Genomic DNA, 16777 nt, shown 5'->3' on the forward strand with positions numbered 1-16777 from the left:
GAAACCAAAGCCAGCATTAAACAGGGAAGAAGCCCAGCTGGCAAACAAAGTCCACAACAACTACCCTAAAGACAAATTTATTTGATTGTTTTTTAATCAGGTGAGACCTTGGAAGCAAGAATAGTCACAACCCAAGCTCCCACACCTTAAACCCCCAAAAAAATAGACGCGTAGTGCCACTTGCCTATTCGTGGCAAACAGCTCACTAAAGTGGGTCCGCTCCGTATCCTCCCTAAAGCTATCGTGATAGGTAGTATCTTTTAACCGATCAAGGAGATGGCCGGAATGAGTGCCACTTCATTACTAGAAGGCGCCTCATCATGATGAGCCTCTTATTCCTCTTCTATCTCTTGGCAATGTCCCTCGCCGCAAAGAACAATCGTTCACTCGCAACAGCAACATTCGTTTTTGCCCTAGTGCTAAGTGTCCTATGGCTGAGTTACCACACCAGCGACAATGTCAACTTAGCCTTGTAAACATGGGATAGGGAGTATGGAGAGAGCACTTCGAGACCTGAACGCAATAGGCATAATTATCATATGTGGCGTACTCGGCATCGCTGCATACTTTCAATTGGTGGATGGGGAAATGCCCTGCCCACTCTGCCTACTTCAAAGAATTGGGCTCACGGGAGTCTTGTTTGGCCTGACATTAAATTTACTCTACGGAAGCCGCCCGATGCACTACAGCCTGGCCACGCTGTCAGCACTATTTGGTGCAGCCACCGCCCTACGTCAAGTCAGCCTGCACGTTATTCCCGGAACACCAGGCTACGGCAATCCACTAATGGGGTATCACTATTACACCTGGGCACTCTTTATCTTCTACATGATAATTATCGGTATTGCGATTATCAGTGCATTTGGCAAACAATATGAAAACCCCGTATTTAGCGGCTTCCGTTCTCAGGGTGCGCTTAGCAAAATAGCCATAGTTGCCGCTCTTTCCATTACCGCTATAAATACCCTTATAACTTTCGCGGAATGCGGCCCCACTGTCTGTCCGGATAACCCAGACCGCTATTGGCTTTTTGGGTCGACCTAAAAGCTGCATGTCCTTGTCCTTGGGAGAACAGCCAGGGAAAATCCAAGCTAAACCCCGCTAGACATACAAACAAAAGGAGATAAAGAATACGTACAGCTATAAAACAAATAAAACTGCCGAGCATTTACTATAGTTCGACATAATAAATAGAGTGGAGGCCAGGACCGGATTCGAACCGGTGAAAAACGGTGTTGCAGACCGTCGCATTTCCTCTCTGCCACCTGGCCATAAAAAAACCCGGCGCTTACGCTCCGGGTTTTTAAGACACTACGGAAGCGGAAGCGCTTCCGAATACATTTACAGAAGCACGCGGGTTGCCTGGCAGCAACATATAGAAAGAAGTTCTTGCGCGTATTTCATAGTAAATTGTCTTGTTTAAGTTGCCGCCAAGGATAATGGAACTAAAGCTCCATTTCAACTCTTTCTAGGTAGCCCCGGAGTACTGCCCAACCCTAACCTCATTACCGGGCAACGGCTGCTCTGGAACCAGCTGTGCCAACCCAAGAGAAATTAAGGCCATTAAAGACCCCGCAAAGAATACCATTGGCGGAGAGACAAGCCAGAGCAAGCCAAATACTACAGGGATAACTACTGCGGCAATATGATTAATAGTAAAGCTGACTCCAGCCGAAGCCGCGATATCCCGCTCGTCAACTATCTTCTGGAAGTAGGTTTTAATCGCAATTGCCATAGAAAAGAATAAATGGTCAATAATATATAGTGCCGCCGCTATCACAGCACTTTCTACCAACGCATAGCCGGCGAATATCATTATCAATCCTACATATTCCAAAGTGAGAATACGACGCTCTCCAAACCGAACTATAAGCTGTCCGATCTTTGGCGCAATATATAAATTAAGTAGGTGGTTCACCGTATAGAGAGCAGCAACCTCCCCCACACTATATCCAAATTTTTCCACCATCAAAAAACCAGCGAATACTATAAAGATTTGCCTGCGAGCCCCACTCATCATCGTGAGCGCATAATAGAGCCAATAGCGTTTTCGCAGAATAAGCTTCTTATGCTGGCTATGGGGCTGAGCAAACTGCGGGAAAAGGACCCAGGCACCTAAAGCAATGACAATGGTCGCGCCACCACCAATTAGATAAACCCAAGAATAATCCAAACCTGCGAAGTTCATTAAACCCCACACCAAACCATAAGCCAGAAGTGCAGCAAAGGAACCTGCGGCAGCCATACGTCCCATCCAAACTGCTGCTGTTTGTTTGGGAAACCACTGGAGCGCCAGGGAAGTCTGCAAGGTCTCATAAAAATGAAATCCCGTAGACATTAAAAGTGTAGTGAGTAATAACCCGGTCAATGACGGATACAGTCCCGTTAGGATCACTCCAAGGCCAGTTGCTACCAGGGCGATTATCGCCAGCCGCTGCTCCCTGACAAAAAGTAAAACAAAGACTACCAGGAAGGCTAAAAAGCCAGGTATCTCACGTACACTTTGCAACAGACCAATATCTGCACCGGTAAATGCTGCCTTTTCAATGACAAAGTTATTAAGTAGCGTATTCCAAACAGCAAATGAGAGCGGCATCGAAGCTGCCAGAATAAGCAAAAGAATTTCAGGCCGGCGAAGACGTTGTAGCATAAATGACCTCCTATAGCTAAGGCCCGCAATATACGCCCTCAATATCCAACTGTAAAATTATAAAAATAGCGCTGAGGAATGAGTTTTTCATCGAAAATATTGCAGTTCATGAAATCAAATACTAATTAAGCCATTAAATAGTGGTAACACCTACCAACAGTTTTCTCAACCGCCAGTAAAACTGGTGAACAAGAAGTACCAATTGGCAAAGTAGCAAGCAATCTATTTATGTATTAATTCCCGCTAACCATGTATTTTTAATGAGATGAGGAAGCTTAGCTCACTATATATAATGACTAGAGTCAGACAACTCTAACCAAAACTCACCTATGCTTTAACTGCTGCATATCTAGGCACCTTACTCCACAGCATGACTGATTACCGACATAGATAACTCTTGGAGGGAAAAATGCGTATTCATTTCTGGCGAATTTATCATCTTACTTTAGTCATGCTATTTACCGCACTCCCCTTCCTATTGGCGAACGCCGTTGCTCAAGAAGATAACTTACCTGACAAACTTAAATTAAACGAATGGAAGGTGCCCTGGGAGGGGCTCCCCAGAGACCCGCATGTGGACAGTAAAGGGAATGTCTGGTTCTGTGGACAAGCGGGTAACTACATCGGGAAGTTTACACCCACCTCTGAAGAATTTAAGCAGTATGAAATACCTGAAGGTACTCACCCTCATAACCTGATTGTGGATTCAAACGATATTGTTTGGTATGCAGGTAATCGCAATGCGCATATAGGGCGATTAGACACCAATAATGGGGAAATTAAACAGTATCCAATGCCTGAAGGTATCAAAGACCCACATACGTTAGTCTTCAGTCGAGAGGGAAATATCTGGTTCACAGCCCAGCAAAGTAACCGCATAGGCCTGCTAAATATACAGAGTGGCAAAGTTCTAAGTGCCACCCCAACAACCGCTAATGCCCGCCCCTATGGTATTAAGATTGATGCCCAGGGAAACCCCTGGGTAGCTCTATTCGGCACCAATAAGTTAGCTCACGTAGACGCAAAAACCATGACCATAAATGAGGTTAACCTGCCACGCCCAAGTGCTCGCCCTCGCAGACTGGAAATCGATCCTACCGGCAGTATTTGGTACGTAGATTATCCAGAAGGCTACTTGGGTCGCTATACTCCGACGACCAAGGAGTTTAAAGAGTGGAAACTACCCAGTAAGAGTCCACGCCCCTATGGAACAGCACTGGACAACAATAACCAACTTTGGATCGCTGATACTGGAGAGATTCCAAATATCATTTTTGCCTTTAACACAGAAAAAGAGAAATTCACAAGCAAGACCCCCGTTCCAAGTGGTGGAAATATAAGATATATGTATTTTAACAATATAGATGGAAGCTTTTGGTTTGGTGTTGATTCTGGATTTCTCGACCAGGGGATACCAAAATAGAAGTATATAGCTCTATTGACATCAATCGATGTATAGCGTAGCTGCAACAATTCTATATATCCTGACACAGGGCCAACTATTTAAATACGAAATTCCATGTAGAATTGTAATTTTTTCAGCAATACTTTCAGCCATTCACGGCGCTCTAGTGAGGCAACCATTGATGTATTACCTTCTTGGTAACCGTTATAGTTATAGGTGCTGAAGTATTCGCTTCAAATAAATCAAACTCTAGCGACCCTACAAAATAAAAAGCGTGCAGCAATCATTAAATAAATTCATAAACGCAATTTACAATTATGGAACCGAAACAGACCGGGATAGCATATGATAGCATCACACATCTATGGGAACGTAAAGAGTTCAATAGAAATAACGGTATTAGCCAGTATAAGCGAGCACTTGGCTTTGCAAAAAATAGAGGCGCAGCATTAGATGTAGGGTGCGGCTGCACAGGAAGGCATATCGAGCTTCTACAAACTGAAGGATTTGCTACCGAGGGGATTGATGTCTCTGAGAAAATGATAGAGATCGCCAGAGATAAGCACCCTAATGTTCACTTCTATCTTGAGGATATATGTGAATGGAAAGCAACAAAAAAATATGACTTTATAAGTGCATGGGATAGCATCTGGCATATCCCGATTGAAAAACAAGAGGAAACAATAAGGAATCTAGTGTCTTACTTAAACAAAGAAGGCGTCCTAATATTCTCCTTTGGCGGAACAGATAAAGAGGGCTATCATACGAATGATGCGATGGGACCAAGATTATATTACTCTACGTTAGGCACAAATAAATTTATACAACTCCTTATTTCATCTGACTGTATTTGTAGACATCTGGAGTACGATCAATCACCAGAATTACATGCCTACATAATTGCTCAGAGGATATAATTATTTTATATACAAACTTTGACCCCTTTCCCTCAGTCATGGGTAGCCGATATGTTAGCCGGAGCAATGCTTGTTTGGTTTATTCTTATGGGCCTCAGCATAGCTTTTGTTATTTGGGACTCAATCACTAACGCGCCAACCAGTTGGGTTCAGCGCCTAGCTTGGATATTAGTGATTCTGTATACCGGTATCATCGGTTTAATCTTCTACCTACTCACCTGTCGCCGACCCTTTCCAGGGAGCCATGATCAATTCACCAGGCCAACATGGAAGCAAAGTGTAAATAGCGAGATGCACTGCCTTGCAGGTGACGCAACAGGAATACTTATTGCAGCGTCCATTGTACCCACACTGGGTCTCACCAATGGATGGGACTCGATAATTGAGTACTTGGCTGGCTTTATTTGTGGCTTGTTCATTTTCCAGGCAATGATGATGCGAAGCATGTATCAGGGAAACTACTTAAAAGCAGTAAGTAAAACTTTCTTTGCAGAAACTGTATCGATGAATATGGTTATGACTGGAATGATACCCGCTATGGTGATTTTGACTTCTATATGGCCAAATTCTGAGGCCCCAACAAACGCTACCTTCTGGTTTCGTATGAGTTTGGCGACCATTGTTGGTGGAATTTTTGCCTACCCTATTAACTACTGGCTAGTAAAAAATCATCTGAAACATGGATGCATGACCCTTCCAGGAAGGGATAGAGCCGCACCCAATCTTGGCCACTGTTCCCATGAATGTGTCCAAAAATCAACGCCGCATATGCATGATTCCTCGCGAAAAAAATCAGATCAGATGCAAATGCATTCTCTATCGACAGTAAATTCGACCCTATGGGTAGCGGGCACATTTATTATTCTCTTTTTTGCCCTCTACATTACGAATAAAGTCACTCCACTGTATTTTTGAAATTACGAGTATATATACCCACCTTAACTATAAGCTCCGGAGATTTTCATCTCCGGCATTAATAACATTTCACTGTGATGGTAGCTGCCAATTGATCACCGGGCTTACGCCTTCAGTATTGCATAGCCAAATGACCGCCCTTACACCGGCTTTTAGCTTCCCATTACTATCAAAGAGGCTTTCCCAATCACTGGCGTGAAAGGATTTATCGCGGAGACGAAATTGCCCAAGAACTTCTTTCCAACCTGGCATAGTCAGATTGAGAACCTCATTCGTTCCATCATCAGTAGCAATCCATACCTTAACCCCTACTTGCTCTCGCTCAATTTTGGTGATCTGCCCCTGCCAGGAAGTTAACTGGTTTCGATCACAGGTCACGTAGTTTGGAACGGCAAGTCTTTGAGCCAATAAGTCCCGGTTATTCAAAGCAACTAAGCTCAGCATTAGAAACAAATAGTGTTTTCTATTCATATTAAAAAAAGGGGGGATAAGCCCCCTTAACTATTACAGGCCACGATAAGTCACACTTTGCTCATCCGCTCGTGTGGCCTGGCCTTCAGTAAACTCGTACATACAACTATCGTCGGTATAATCCATAAAGTTAGTTACAGGATCTTCCCCCTCTGCATTTCTTCCTCTGGTACAGGTATCTCGCCCTACCGGACAACCATATGCAGCCGAACTCTCCGCAGGCGTATCTGAAACATAGTCCCCCTGCCCACGACATCCTCCCTGGAACGTGTGGTATAGGCCTAACCAGTGCCCCACTTCATGAGTCAGGGTATCTCCTTCGTTATAAGGCGCAGCATCACCTCCGGGTACGGAACCGGTTAAAATCACAACGCCATCATCCAGAGGATCAGAGGAATAGCTGCTTGGAAATGTAGCCCAGCCAAGTAAACCATCACCAAGTTCAGCTACATAAATATTCAAATCCCCTGCATCACCAACCCGTAATGAGGACTTCATAGCCTGCTCAGCTGAAGAGTTGTACCCAACGTTATACCAAGAGTTATTTGCAGTAACAGTTGTTGAAACCAAGTTAAAGGTAAATGGAGTATTTGCGTAAGCATCATTCAACACATCCATTTGTGCATTGATTTCACTATTTGATAGCGCCCCATTATTACTTCTGTCAGTAATTACATGAAAATACACATCAACCTCAACTGAACCTACCGGACGCAAGGTATGCGCCACACTTTTTTCACTTAGCCCACTACGCAAAGTAGAAAAATGCTGTTCTTTTAATGCAGCTTCCTGAATGGAAGGGTGATCTGTTCCGCAGCGCTTGAGTCCACCACTATTACTAGCAGCCTCAACAGAAGAAACACTTTGAGCGAAACCAATAGTTGATGATGCAAACATGCACAATGATAACGCAGCTTTTATCGAAACACTGGAAATAGTCTTCCTCATAACCTGAGCCTTAATTTTATTATTAAATGGAACTCCCAATAAGAGCCCGCCAACTTTCCACGCTCAGGCAAACCCTTGTCAATAGAAGTAATTCTTAAATTGAGGATAATGACATCAAACTCTTTAATGCGGCGTAATGTTCAACACGAGTATTTAAGATTAAAAACAAAAATCAGAAATCGCCCCAAAATAGTTACAATTGAAATCGCCCAAAAGAATACTAGAGCCAACATTTACCATCAAAATATAAACTCAACGCACTTAAAAAACACCAAATAAATTCAAAACTTATTGACTACCCAACCTCACAGCCGACCACAAGAATGAATATCAAATATCTTCTATCAAAAGAGTCCTATTTAGCTTATGCCTAACCAAGAACAAATTGTATTTTCGAGCAACACAATTCCTCAGAGCGAAAATTCAAGTTTAAAACCTCCAAATCCAACTCAATTTTTGCGCTCCCCTCTCCTCAGCAGGGGAAACTCCTTCCAATTAGAGTAAATATTGGCACTAGCAATTCTCTTTAATCTCATCAACTTTCATCTAAAAGTCTGCATAAAATTCCCTATCTCTACTCCACACAACATCATCTTGCGAAGTATTTACTCACCACTAAGTCAGGATATGAACTCATATCATCATTAAAAGCTGCATACAAATTGAGCCAGCCCGCAACTTTAACTAACATTTGTTACTCAAATATGCAAAAATACCCTCCGAAAAAGACCACTCAAAGAATTGATATATCACATCATTACTTTGTGTATTAGATATCACAACGCACTGGATTATCAGATGGAAAAGGTTGCTATATTTGTTGATGTGCAAAATGTTTATTATACATGCAGACAAATATATAAAAGAAACTTTGATTACAATAAGTTTTGGCAGGAAATAACGAACAATAGAAAAGTAGTAAAGGCTATAGCCTACGCCATCGAACGAGGCGATAAGAAACAGCAGGAGTTTCAAAATATATTGAGATCTATCGGCTTTGAAGTGAAATTAAAGCCCTTCACACAAAGGTCAGATGGATCTGCCAAAGGAGATTGGGATGTAGGGATAACTATAGATGCCATAGAGTATTCAAGTTTCGTGGATACTGTAATTTTAGTTTCAGGAGATGGCGATTTTGACATTCTAGCTCATACTCTAAGAGTGAATAGAGGCAAGAATGTTGAAGTGTATGGCGTTCCGGAACTAACAGCTGGAGCATTAATTAATGCAGCAAGCAAATTCACACCTATTGAAACCAGATTACTACTTTAACAATTACGGAGGTACAAGAGCTCTGAATTACGGCAGTGTCTCAGTAAAAATATGTGAGGCTCATACATTAAAAATGTTCCCTGAAAGGCTTCGCCCCCTCATCAGCTTCAGCTGTTAAGGAACCAAAGAGACCACTTAATTGATCTAACCTGAACATGAAAACACCTCAGAAAGCACATAACAAAATAATTCAGGATAAAACTAAAACATTAAATAAAAACCAAAATCAAACAATGGGGCTCAATTAAGAAAAAACCGGCACTCAAACATCAACAGCAATGAAAATCAGGGAATATTTATTTCAGCCTATCGGAAAAACTATCAGTGCCAGAAAATCAAACTAACCATACCCCCAAACATAAAATCAATAAGTACAAGTAGCAGACTCATACAGACCACAAGCCCATTCACCACATAGACTTACCTGTTACTCGACCTGCAATCGCTTTAACATTATTCTACATTGCCACCACCTGATAAAACGTCCCGAAATGCAACGCCCGGAGAAAAACCTTTTTAATATTACTGCCCCAAATGATATTCATATTAAGTTACACACATAACTTTCAAGGCATTCTAGACTTCATATAAATCCTTATTCCCACGCCAACCCAAACACATAACAGCCCAATGACATCAATTTCTTTTTAAGCTTCCACATAGACAACCAACGCACAGTGATTAAATAATCAGTTAACTGCTATTGCTTCTAAGTCAATGTACACTTAATAAAACCAAGAAGAGTGAATTATGGCTATCAGAATCCTATCTGTTGATGGCGGGGGAATCCGAGGAGTCTTACCTGGTCAGATATTGGTATCTCTTGAACACAAGCTAAAGATGAAGTCAGGTAATCCAGATGCCAAAATAGGCGAATATTTCGACTTGATAGCGGGAACAAGTACCGGCGCAATATTGGGCGCTGCATATATCTGTCCTAACAAGAATGGAAAACCAAAATTTTCTGCCCAGGATGCTGTCAGCCTCTACCTTAAGGAAGGCGAGAAGGTATTTGGCTCAGGCTCATGGCCTTTTCTAGAAAAGTTAAAGTTATTGAAGGAGGAAAAGTACTGTTCCATGGAGTTGGACAGGGTTTTATCGCAATTCTTTGGGAAAATTAAACTTAGTAATCTATTAAAGCCCTGCTGCTTTGTTTCCTATGATATCAAAAAGCGGGAACAAATCATTTTTAGGCAACATTGTGCCATAGTAAAGAATGAAGACTTTCTGGTTAAAGACCTTCTACTGGGAAGCACCGCAGTACCAACCTATTTTGAGCCAGCACGCATCTTTTCACTCCCCCCATCCAACAATAAATATGTCTTAATTGATGGCGGCATGGTAGCCAGTGATCCTGCTTTATGCGCCTACTCCGAAGCCATAAAATTCAGCGGGGTCTCTGGGATGAAGGATATGGTTATTGTATCTCTGGGTACTGGCAGGCAACTTTCAGGATACAAATACAAGGAGGTTAAAGATTGGGGGATACTCAATTGGGCAAGGCCCGCCATTGATATCGCCGTAAATGGAAGCGCGCAAATGGTTCATTACTATATGAAGCAAATTTCTTCTACCGTAGAGAATTCAAATTACTACCGGATACAACCGAAGCTTTACACTGCTGATTCAGCTATGGACAATTCGACACCAGAAAACCTGAAGAAGTTAAAAAAAGCGGGAGAGAGGAATGCAGAGTATTTTGATAAAGAGCTGGAAGAAATAGCTACTATATTAGTCAACAACCAAGGGAGCCATAGGTATCAGTAATGCTACTGATCGGGACCAGCGCTGGCTTTATCAAATTACAGACATAGAAAGTCATACTACTTATCAGAGCTTAGGTATTTTTCTCGAACCTGGTTAATCATACCTCCGGCTTCAAGTACTTCAATTTCGTCCTTAGCCAAATCACTCCGCAAGTTAATACACTCTCCAGATGATTTAATTATCAATTTAATTGAACTGCTTAACTTTATCTGTGCAATTGGATTGTCCATTTCAAGAGCTACACCCTGCTCAAGCCGATCGTAATCATCAAATTCTTCAAATAGCAATGGCAGTACACCAAAGTTAATAAGATTACGCCGGTGTATACGGGCCATACTTTTTGCAATTATGCACCTTACCCCAAGAAAGCGTGAAGATACTGCCGCATGCTCACGGCTGGAGCCTTGTCCATAATTCTCACCACCGACAACAAAACAGTCTCCATTGAGCTTCACTGCCCGATCATAAAACGATTCATCGATTCGTGAGAATGTATAACGGCTGATGGCAGGGATATTTGAGCGTAGCGGTAAGATTTCTGCTCCAGCAGGTAATATTTCATCAGTGGAAACATTGTCCCCTGCTTTCAGCAATAATGGGCCAGTTAAAACTTCCGGTAGTTTTTCAAAATCAGGAAGGGGCTTGATATTTGGCCCTTTGATCAACTCAACTGCTACTGGGATTTCTTGAGGCGGCTGCAGTAACGGACGTATATCAGGTAGATATTCCGGCTCATGGAAGCTAGGGTAGTCCATATCCAGGTCACGAGGGTCAGTGATCACCCCTCTTAACGCACTGGCAGTGGCCACTTCGGGGCTGCATAAATAGACTTGGTCGTCTGCGGTGCCTGAGCGGCCACGGAAGTTACGTGGGACCGTACGCAAGCTGATACCACCACTGGCGGGGGCCTGCCCCATGCCGATACAGCCACCGCACCCAGTTTGATGCAAGCGAGCTCCCGCTTGTAGCAATTTTGTCAGATCTCCACTCCGACTAAGCTCTTCGAGCAACTGACGTGAGGTTGGGTTGATGTCAAAGGAAACGTCATCGGCTATTCTGCGACCTGAAACCACGCGTGCGGGTATCGCAAAGTCTCTCAACCCTGGGTTGGCAGAAGATCCAATATAGCTCTGATAGATAGGACGGCCCTCCACTTCACGGACTGTCACGACTTTGTCTGGGCTTGATGGACAAGCAATTAACGGCTCGAGGTTTGATAAATCAATAGTATCTTCTTCGTCATAACCCGCGCCTTCATCGGCCGTCATTTCGACAAAGTCGTTTTCACGATGCTGCTGCTTTAGGAAAGCCCTTACTGCTTCATCGGCAGGAAAGACGCTGGTGGTAGCGCCCATTTCCTGTCCCATATTGGCGATCACATGGCGATCCATCGCTGTCAATTTATCCAGGCCGGGGCCGTAATATTCAACAATCTTGTTAACACAGCCCTTAACAGACTGCCGACGCAACATTTCCAGAATGATGTTCTTAGCGCTAATCCATGGCGGCAGCTCACCTTCGAGCTTCACACCGAGTATTTTTGGCATTTTCAGTGCAAAGGGGACCCCAGCGATGGCCATTGCTACCTGTAAGCCACCGGCACCAATCGCCAGCATCCCCATAGAACCCGCTGCACAAGTATGGCTATCGGCGCCAAGTAATGTCTTACCGGGCACATCGAAACAAGCCATCTGTACTGGATGGCTGACACCATTACCGGGCCGCGAAAACCAAATTCCAAATTTACGACAGGCACTTTGCAGGAATATATGATCGTCGGCGTTTTTAAAATCCGTCTGTAACAGGTTATGGTCTACATATTGTGCTGAAAGCTCGGTCTTGATTTGAGACAAACCAAGTGCCTCAAGCTCCAACATAATAAGTGTTCCCGTCCCATCCTGAGCTAGCGTCTGATCGATCTTTATCTCTATTGGGCTGCCAGGCTCCATTGATCCACTCACAAGGTGGCTTTGGATAAGTTTCTGCGCAAGATTCATAGGCATAAAGGGATACCCGGTGAGTGAGCTGGAGCTTTCTAGTATTGATATAACTAGATCTTGATCATTGTAGCTCTAGGGAGCCTCTGAATAACTCCGTGACGCCTCTGGCATGCAGAGCGGTTCACAATCAAGGCGCGGCTTCGCAGGAATGTCTAGACCTTTCAAGAAGTCGCAACGCAGAGTGTGAATCGCTCTGCAAGCCCCGAAGGGCGGGCCTTGAAGGCCACAGCTGCTGCGTTGCAGCTCTTGCAAAGGGCTACGGCCATTCCCTGCGAGCTGCGTCTAACATCGGCAGCCTTCAAGGCCCGCAGAGGCATTACGGAGTTATTCAGAGGCTCCCTAGCCTCCTCGGCTGAAGCACCGTTATAGCTGCAGGACTATGTAAGCGCCAATGCTATATCCACGGACTCTTAGTAGCCCTAACATACGCTAGCGCTACCTGAACCGTTTGCTTCCGCAGTTTTGTAATCTCTGAAAAATGACTGAGTATATGCAGCCACATACGGTCGATAGGGGAGTAATTACTAGAAGATAGGGGTTTAATTCAATCCAGAACTTCTATTTAATCAGTCAAAATAAAAAGTATTCTTCGGAAAGATACAATTTCCCAAGATTGGCAATTGTTTATGGATTCAGCTCACACACAATTATATTAATTTTCTTCTCCACAAGCTGCCCTGTATTACTTTCTCCATACTCACTGTGCTTCCCGCGGGATACAACTTTAAACCCAGTATCAGACAATTGGGTACAAATATCACCCTCATCAAACAGCCTGAATCCATATTGAGTGAACGGTATATTTTGCATAAAAGATTTATCGCCAAAAGCCAGGCATAACTTTCCTTTAGGTGCTAGTACTCTGGAGATCTCTGCTAGATGATTTTTTAGGGTGTCCCAAAAGTATATTGTGTGTACGGCTAGAACCTTATCGAACTGTTTATCGGCAAACGGCAGGCTTTCTGAGCTACCAACTAAAAAGTCCATTTGCCCCGACTCTATATATTCAAAATTTAGACCCTTTGCGGTTGCAACCATATCGCTCGACCAATCAATACCGGTATAGCGGACACAAGATCCCTTACGAATTACGTCGACTGCAAATTTGCCATTGCCCGGACCAATTTCTAGAACAGAATCACCATCTACCACATTGAGAGCTGTTAAAGCGGCAAGATTCGTTGCTTCATTCGCTTTGTTCATTTGTTGCGCGGTTTCTGAGGCCAATGTACCAGATGGTTTTCTAAGCTGCTCAGCAACAAGCTTTGGATCTTTTGACATTACTATTCCTTCAGCGTCAAAAATAAAATACTAACCAGATAATTTATTCTTTAAATTAACCAATCACTACCTGGGTAACCGTTTTGTTTTGAACATACATGTAAAATACAACTTATTCTACACTACCCTTTTGCTCAATATCTATCTCGATTACATTAGGTAAAATAGGGGCAGGCAGAATACCTATTAAGATATTCTGCCTGCCCATCTCAGTATTTCCTACAATGCAAATCACTTCAATATGAAAATTTGTTTTTTAAGTACCCCTATCCAAAATAGATTGCAAATTAAGCAAACTAGAACTTGTTATCTTTAATTTGGTTAGATTGCACTTATAACGACATTTAAGCATCCGTAGTATGTTCCATGAGCTTGCAAGCAATTATCATAATGACAGTAGCCACAATTGTTGGGACCACTGTAGGGATAAGTTCTGGATAAGATCCATCAATAAAATAGCCTACTAATCGGCCAACCAGAACCAACATCAATGCAATAAATCCAACCATAATATAGTCCACGTTAGATCTTATCGCTCCAAGAAGAACCATTGCCCAAATTGCGATTGTTGTCCCACCCCAAAGAGAGCGAATACTCGATAGCCCACTCACAGAATCAATAGGTTCGATAAATGTGTGGGTCAGCATGACAGATGGACTGATCATAAGAACCAATCCAGTCCCCACAAAGAATAGCGCTAAGATACCTAAAATACACCGTCCAATAGTTGCCTTCGCCATATACCCAAAACCTCCAATCAATTTGTAATCATTCAAAATCATCGAACGAGGTATAGGATATGGATAAATATGACACTATATGGCATATTTTGATAACTATGCGCACATCTACCCTCTCACGAATAGATAGACTTGAAGTTATCACCGCCCGATTAAAGTCGGACGAACCCATCACGATTGGTGAAATTGCCAAGGAAGTGGGCGTTAGCATTCGGACGCTGAATCGAGATATAGAGGTGTTGAGAAGTCGAGGCTTGCCGATTGAAACGGATGTGGGGCGCGGTGGTGGAATCCGTTTGGACCAGCGCTGGGGCGTTGGTCGTGTCAACTTAAACTATACGGAGGCTGTTGACCTGATGATTAGTTTGGCTATTGCTGAACAGATGAAGTCCCCCCTCTTTATGGCACACCTAAGTAGCATCCGCCACAAGGTAATGGCTTCCTTTTCATCGTCCATGAAAAGTAAAGTGAATGGTATAAAGGCACGTATCATCATCGGAAAATCGGCTTCCGAGGTTGTGCTCTCAAATTTCTTAACTCCAAAGCGTAAAACTGTCGAGAAGCTCCACCAGGCTTTCTTAATGCTTCAACGTATAAAGATCACCTACTGTGACGAAAGCGGAAAAGAAACACTACGAACTATTGAACCCCATTACCTCTTTCTTAGTTATCCCGTATGGTACATCCTAGCCTGGGACAAGCTCCGTGAGGATATTCGGGTATTTCGCTGTGACAGGATTAGGAAAATTCAGGCTCTGAATGAAGACTTCAAGCTAATTCCACTTATTAAATTTAAAAATAAGAGAGATAAAATACCTCCATCTTAAGGTCATTTTTTTTAAACTTCATCGAAAACCACCTTAGAGCAGTATAATTAATAAGCCTTATATTTAGCCAAGGGCGATAACAAATAAATTGTATACGTTACTATATGTACTGACGATACAAGTCCAAGAAACCCACAGAGTTGACCTATTAATTTGACTTGTAGCGAGATACATATTTGCATAGCTCTATAAGTATGGCTAGGATGGCTGCCAACCATTAACTCCATCGCCTAAAACAAAGAAGCCTCTTAATTTAGGTATAGGTACATGAGGATAGCCATTTGAATCCTAGGTCACTTTTCTTTTGGTTCTGCGGCTTATCGGCAATCATTATTCTTGGATTCACACCAAGTTATGTTATGGCATACCGAAACCTATCCACAATGCATCATATCCATGGAATAGTTTCCCTTCTGTGGATTGGAATCATGTGCTTACAGTCTTATTTAATGCTCAAAGGGAGCACATCTCTTCATAAATATCTAGGTTGGCTGTCAGTTGTCGTTGCCACAATATTTATAGGCACTTCATACTGGGCATTTTTCAGCACTATTGAATCAACCTTAGAGAAGAGTGAAATATTTAAACTTGTATATTGGGTTGACTTATTCTTATTACCACTTTTTGTATTCTCTCTGTTATCCGGATTCCAGTACCGAAAGTCTCCCCAAAAGCATATGCTCTGCATGATGCTGAGCTTGGTAGCTATACTACCGCCGGGACTAGGAAGGCTTATCTACGGTTTATTCCTATTTCCCTTCAATGCTCCTATTAGGTATTTTTACGAGCCTATGATGCTAACCACCATAGGAATACTAATATACTTAGGAATTCGTGAGCAATGGAGATTTGGTCAAATAAAAGTGGCTCTTGGGGTAACTACATGCTCATTTATCACTTCCTATTGGGTAGTCAATATGGGATTTTTTGAGAGTGGGGTAAGATGGATTTTGAGCACTTAATGTTGACTCCATTTTGTTCCACTAACAATTTATCTCATTAAATATTGGGACATTCTTGACGGCATACTACTTCTTAGTTAGACGAATAATTAGCACGCTATTCCCAAAACTCCATCCTTTCGCATACCAATAGAAAAGAACAGATCAAAAATGCAACTACAAAGATAATAAAGATAGTCTTGGAACTATAAGAGCGGTGATTTACTCTACCTACAGGAACTTTAGCCCAAAGCTATTTTATACGCACTCAAAAAGGAAGCAGAGATGCCAGGCAGTTACCCAAGCAAAATTAAGGAATTACCTCCCTACGATGGTCGCTTTGATGCTTACAAGCTTAAGGCAGAAAACAGTGATGTTCTTTTCGCATCATATCCAGCTGGAACGTCCATTCCACCCCATTCACATGACACAGATAATCATGGCGTTATCACAAAGGGGGAACTAATACTCACCATGAATGGTGACACCCAACGGATTGGCATTGGACAGTGGTACCACGTACCGGCAAATGTAGAGCACTCCGCGACTTTTGAAGTCGAAACAGATGAAATTGAATTTTGGTTTAAAGATAAAACAAGCTAAATCTCTACACGCACATAAACTAAGAGCTTTAAAAGCCAAG

At 42.7% G+C, this 16777-nt stretch carries 15 protein-coding genes and 1 tRNA gene; 9 read left to right on the plus strand and 7 right to left on the minus strand.

The window, feature by feature from the left end:
* The first annotated feature begins 323 nt into the window (after window positions 1-323).
* Together P0078_RS24540 and P0078_RS08360 are read left to right on the plus strand one after the other, a co-directional pair.
* The gene (locus P0078_RS24540) at window positions 324-476 is read left to right on the plus strand and encodes a DUF5993 family protein (RefSeq protein ID WP_353057067.1); all 153 of its coding nucleotides are present in this window, start codon (window positions 324-326) and stop codon (window positions 474-476) included.
* A 16-nt stretch (window positions 477-492) separates the two neighbouring features.
* Window positions 493-1044: a disulfide bond formation protein B gene (locus P0078_RS08360; protein ID WP_282933948.1), complete on the plus strand. Its 552-nt coding sequence runs from the start codon at window positions 493-495 to the stop codon at window positions 1042-1044.
* 152 nt (window positions 1045-1196) lie between these two features.
* Here P0078_RS08360 and P0078_RS08365 read toward each other — a convergent pair.
* Window positions 1197-1271 (minus strand) — tRNA-Cys (locus P0078_RS08365).
* 197 nt (window positions 1272-1468) lie between these two features.
* A complete protein-coding gene (locus tag P0078_RS08370) occupies window positions 1469-2650 on the minus strand; it encodes an MFS transporter (protein WP_282933949.1) in 1182 nt (393 codons plus the stop codon).
* Between the two features lie 409 nt (window positions 2651-3059).
* Between P0078_RS08370 and P0078_RS08375 the strand changes: the two genes are divergently transcribed.
* From P0078_RS08375 to P0078_RS08385, 3 genes are all read left to right on the plus strand, one after another.
* On the plus strand, window positions 3060-4073 hold the full coding sequence (locus P0078_RS08375) for a Vgb family protein (protein WP_282933950.1): 1014 nt from the start codon (window positions 3060-3062) through the stop codon (window positions 4071-4073).
* 299 nt (window positions 4074-4372) lie between these two features.
* Window positions 4373-4972 (plus strand): class I SAM-dependent methyltransferase, encoded by a 600-nt coding sequence (locus tag P0078_RS08380; RefSeq protein ID WP_282933951.1) that lies wholly within the window; start codon window positions 4373-4375, stop codon window positions 4970-4972.
* Window positions 4973-5023: 51 nt separating this feature from the next.
* On the plus strand, window positions 5024-5887 hold the full coding sequence (locus P0078_RS08385) for a DUF4396 domain-containing protein (RefSeq protein WP_282933952.1): 864 nt from the start codon (window positions 5024-5026) through the stop codon (window positions 5885-5887).
* A gap of 69 nt (window positions 5888-5956) precedes the next feature.
* On the opposite strand, the gene P0078_RS08390 is transcribed toward P0078_RS08385, so the two are convergent.
* Both P0078_RS08390 and P0078_RS08395 read right to left on the minus strand, forming a co-directional pair.
* Window positions 5957-6340, minus strand: a complete 384-nt coding sequence (locus P0078_RS08390; RefSeq protein ID WP_282933953.1) for a hypothetical protein — start codon at window positions 6338-6340, stop codon at window positions 5957-5959.
* 51 nt (window positions 6341-6391) lie between these two features.
* Entirely contained in the window at window positions 6392-7306 is a 915-nt protein-coding gene (locus P0078_RS08395) for a zinc metalloprotease (protein ID WP_282933954.1), read from the minus strand.
* Window positions 7307-8104: 798 nt separating this feature from the next.
* Here P0078_RS08395 and P0078_RS08400 point away from each other — a divergent pair.
* Both P0078_RS08400 and P0078_RS08405 read left to right on the plus strand, forming a co-directional pair.
* A complete protein-coding gene (locus P0078_RS08400) occupies window positions 8105-8578 on the plus strand; it encodes a LabA-like NYN domain-containing protein (RefSeq protein ID WP_282933955.1) in 474 nt (157 codons plus the stop codon).
* Between the two features lie 750 nt (window positions 8579-9328).
* A complete protein-coding gene (locus P0078_RS08405) occupies window positions 9329-10345 on the plus strand; it encodes a patatin-like phospholipase family protein (protein WP_282933956.1) in 1017 nt (338 codons plus the stop codon).
* A gap of 56 nt (window positions 10346-10401) precedes the next feature.
* Here P0078_RS08405 and P0078_RS08410 read toward each other — a convergent pair whose 3' ends face one another.
* The 3 genes from P0078_RS08410 to P0078_RS08420 all read right to left on the minus strand — a co-directional run bounded on the left by P0078_RS08410 (window position 10402) and on the right by P0078_RS08420 (window position 14366).
* Window positions 10402-12348 (minus strand): aconitate hydratase, encoded by a 1947-nt coding sequence (locus tag P0078_RS08410; RefSeq protein WP_282933957.1) that lies wholly within the window; start codon window positions 12346-12348, stop codon window positions 10402-10404.
* Window positions 12349-12969: 621 nt separating this feature from the next.
* Window positions 12970-13626: a class I SAM-dependent methyltransferase gene (locus tag P0078_RS08415; RefSeq protein WP_282933958.1), complete on the minus strand. Its 657-nt coding sequence runs from the start codon at window positions 13624-13626 to the stop codon at window positions 12970-12972.
* 344 nt (window positions 13627-13970) lie between these two features.
* Complete coding sequence (locus P0078_RS08420; protein ID WP_282933959.1) at window positions 13971-14366, minus strand: DUF4345 family protein; 396 nt, start codon at window positions 14364-14366, stop codon at window positions 13971-13973.
* 59 nt (window positions 14367-14425) lie between these two features.
* Here P0078_RS08420 and P0078_RS08425 point away from each other — a divergent pair, with 59 nt between their 5' ends.
* Both P0078_RS08425 and P0078_RS08430 read left to right on the plus strand, forming a co-directional pair.
* Window positions 14426-15193, plus strand: coding sequence for a helix-turn-helix transcriptional regulator (locus P0078_RS08425; protein ID WP_282933960.1), 768 nt, complete (start codon window positions 14426-14428; stop codon window positions 15191-15193).
* A gap of 1226 nt (window positions 15194-16419) precedes the next feature.
* On the plus strand, window positions 16420-16737 hold the full coding sequence (locus P0078_RS08430; protein WP_282933961.1) for a cupin domain-containing protein: 318 nt from the start codon (window positions 16420-16422) through the stop codon (window positions 16735-16737).
* The last annotated feature ends 40 nt before the right edge of the window (window positions 16738-16777 follow it).

The organism is Microbulbifer sp. VAAF005, assembly GCF_030012985.1.
Classification (GTDB): domain Bacteria; phylum Pseudomonadota; class Gammaproteobacteria; order Pseudomonadales; family Cellvibrionaceae; genus Microbulbifer.

Bases quoted from the DNA above. Each gene is read 5' to 3' on its own strand.
- P0078_RS24540 (WP_353057067.1), top strand. From the start codon at position 324: ATGAGCCTCTTATTCCTCTTCTATCTCTTGGCAATGTCCCTCGCCGCA.
- P0078_RS08380 (WP_282933951.1), top strand. From the start codon at position 4,373: ATGGAACCGAAACAGACCGGGATAGCATATGATAGCATCACACATCTA.
- P0078_RS08420 (WP_282933959.1), bottom strand. From the start codon at position 14,366: ATGGCGAAGGCAACTATTGGACGGTGTATTTTAGGTATCTTAGCGCTA.
- P0078_RS08425 (WP_282933960.1), top strand. From the start codon at position 14,426: ATGGATAAATATGACACTATATGGCATATTTTGATAACTATGCGCACA.
- P0078_RS08415 (WP_282933958.1), bottom strand. From the start codon at position 13,626: ATGTCAAAAGATCCAAAGCTTGTTGCTGAGCAGCTTAGAAAACCATCT.
- P0078_RS08430 (WP_282933961.1), top strand. From the start codon at position 16,420: ATGCCAGGCAGTTACCCAAGCAAAATTAAGGAATTACCTCCCTACGAT.
- P0078_RS08360 (WP_282933948.1), top strand. From the start codon at position 493: ATGGAGAGAGCACTTCGAGACCTGAACGCAATAGGCATAATTATCATA.
- P0078_RS08410 (WP_282933957.1), bottom strand. From the start codon at position 12,348: ATGCCTATGAATCTTGCGCAGAAACTTATCCAAAGCCACCTTGTGAGT.
- P0078_RS08375 (WP_282933950.1), top strand. From the start codon at position 3,060: ATGCGTATTCATTTCTGGCGAATTTATCATCTTACTTTAGTCATGCTA.
- P0078_RS08405 (WP_282933956.1), top strand. From the start codon at position 9,329: ATGGCTATCAGAATCCTATCTGTTGATGGCGGGGGAATCCGAGGAGTC.
- P0078_RS08400 (WP_282933955.1), top strand. From the start codon at position 8,105: ATGGAAAAGGTTGCTATATTTGTTGATGTGCAAAATGTTTATTATACA.
- P0078_RS08385 (WP_282933952.1), top strand. From the start codon at position 5,024: ATGTTAGCCGGAGCAATGCTTGTTTGGTTTATTCTTATGGGCCTCAGC.
- P0078_RS08370 (WP_282933949.1), bottom strand. From the start codon at position 2,650: ATGCTACAACGTCTTCGCCGGCCTGAAATTCTTTTGCTTATTCTGGCA.
- P0078_RS08395 (WP_282933954.1), bottom strand. From the start codon at position 7,306: ATGAGGAAGACTATTTCCAGTGTTTCGATAAAAGCTGCGTTATCATTG.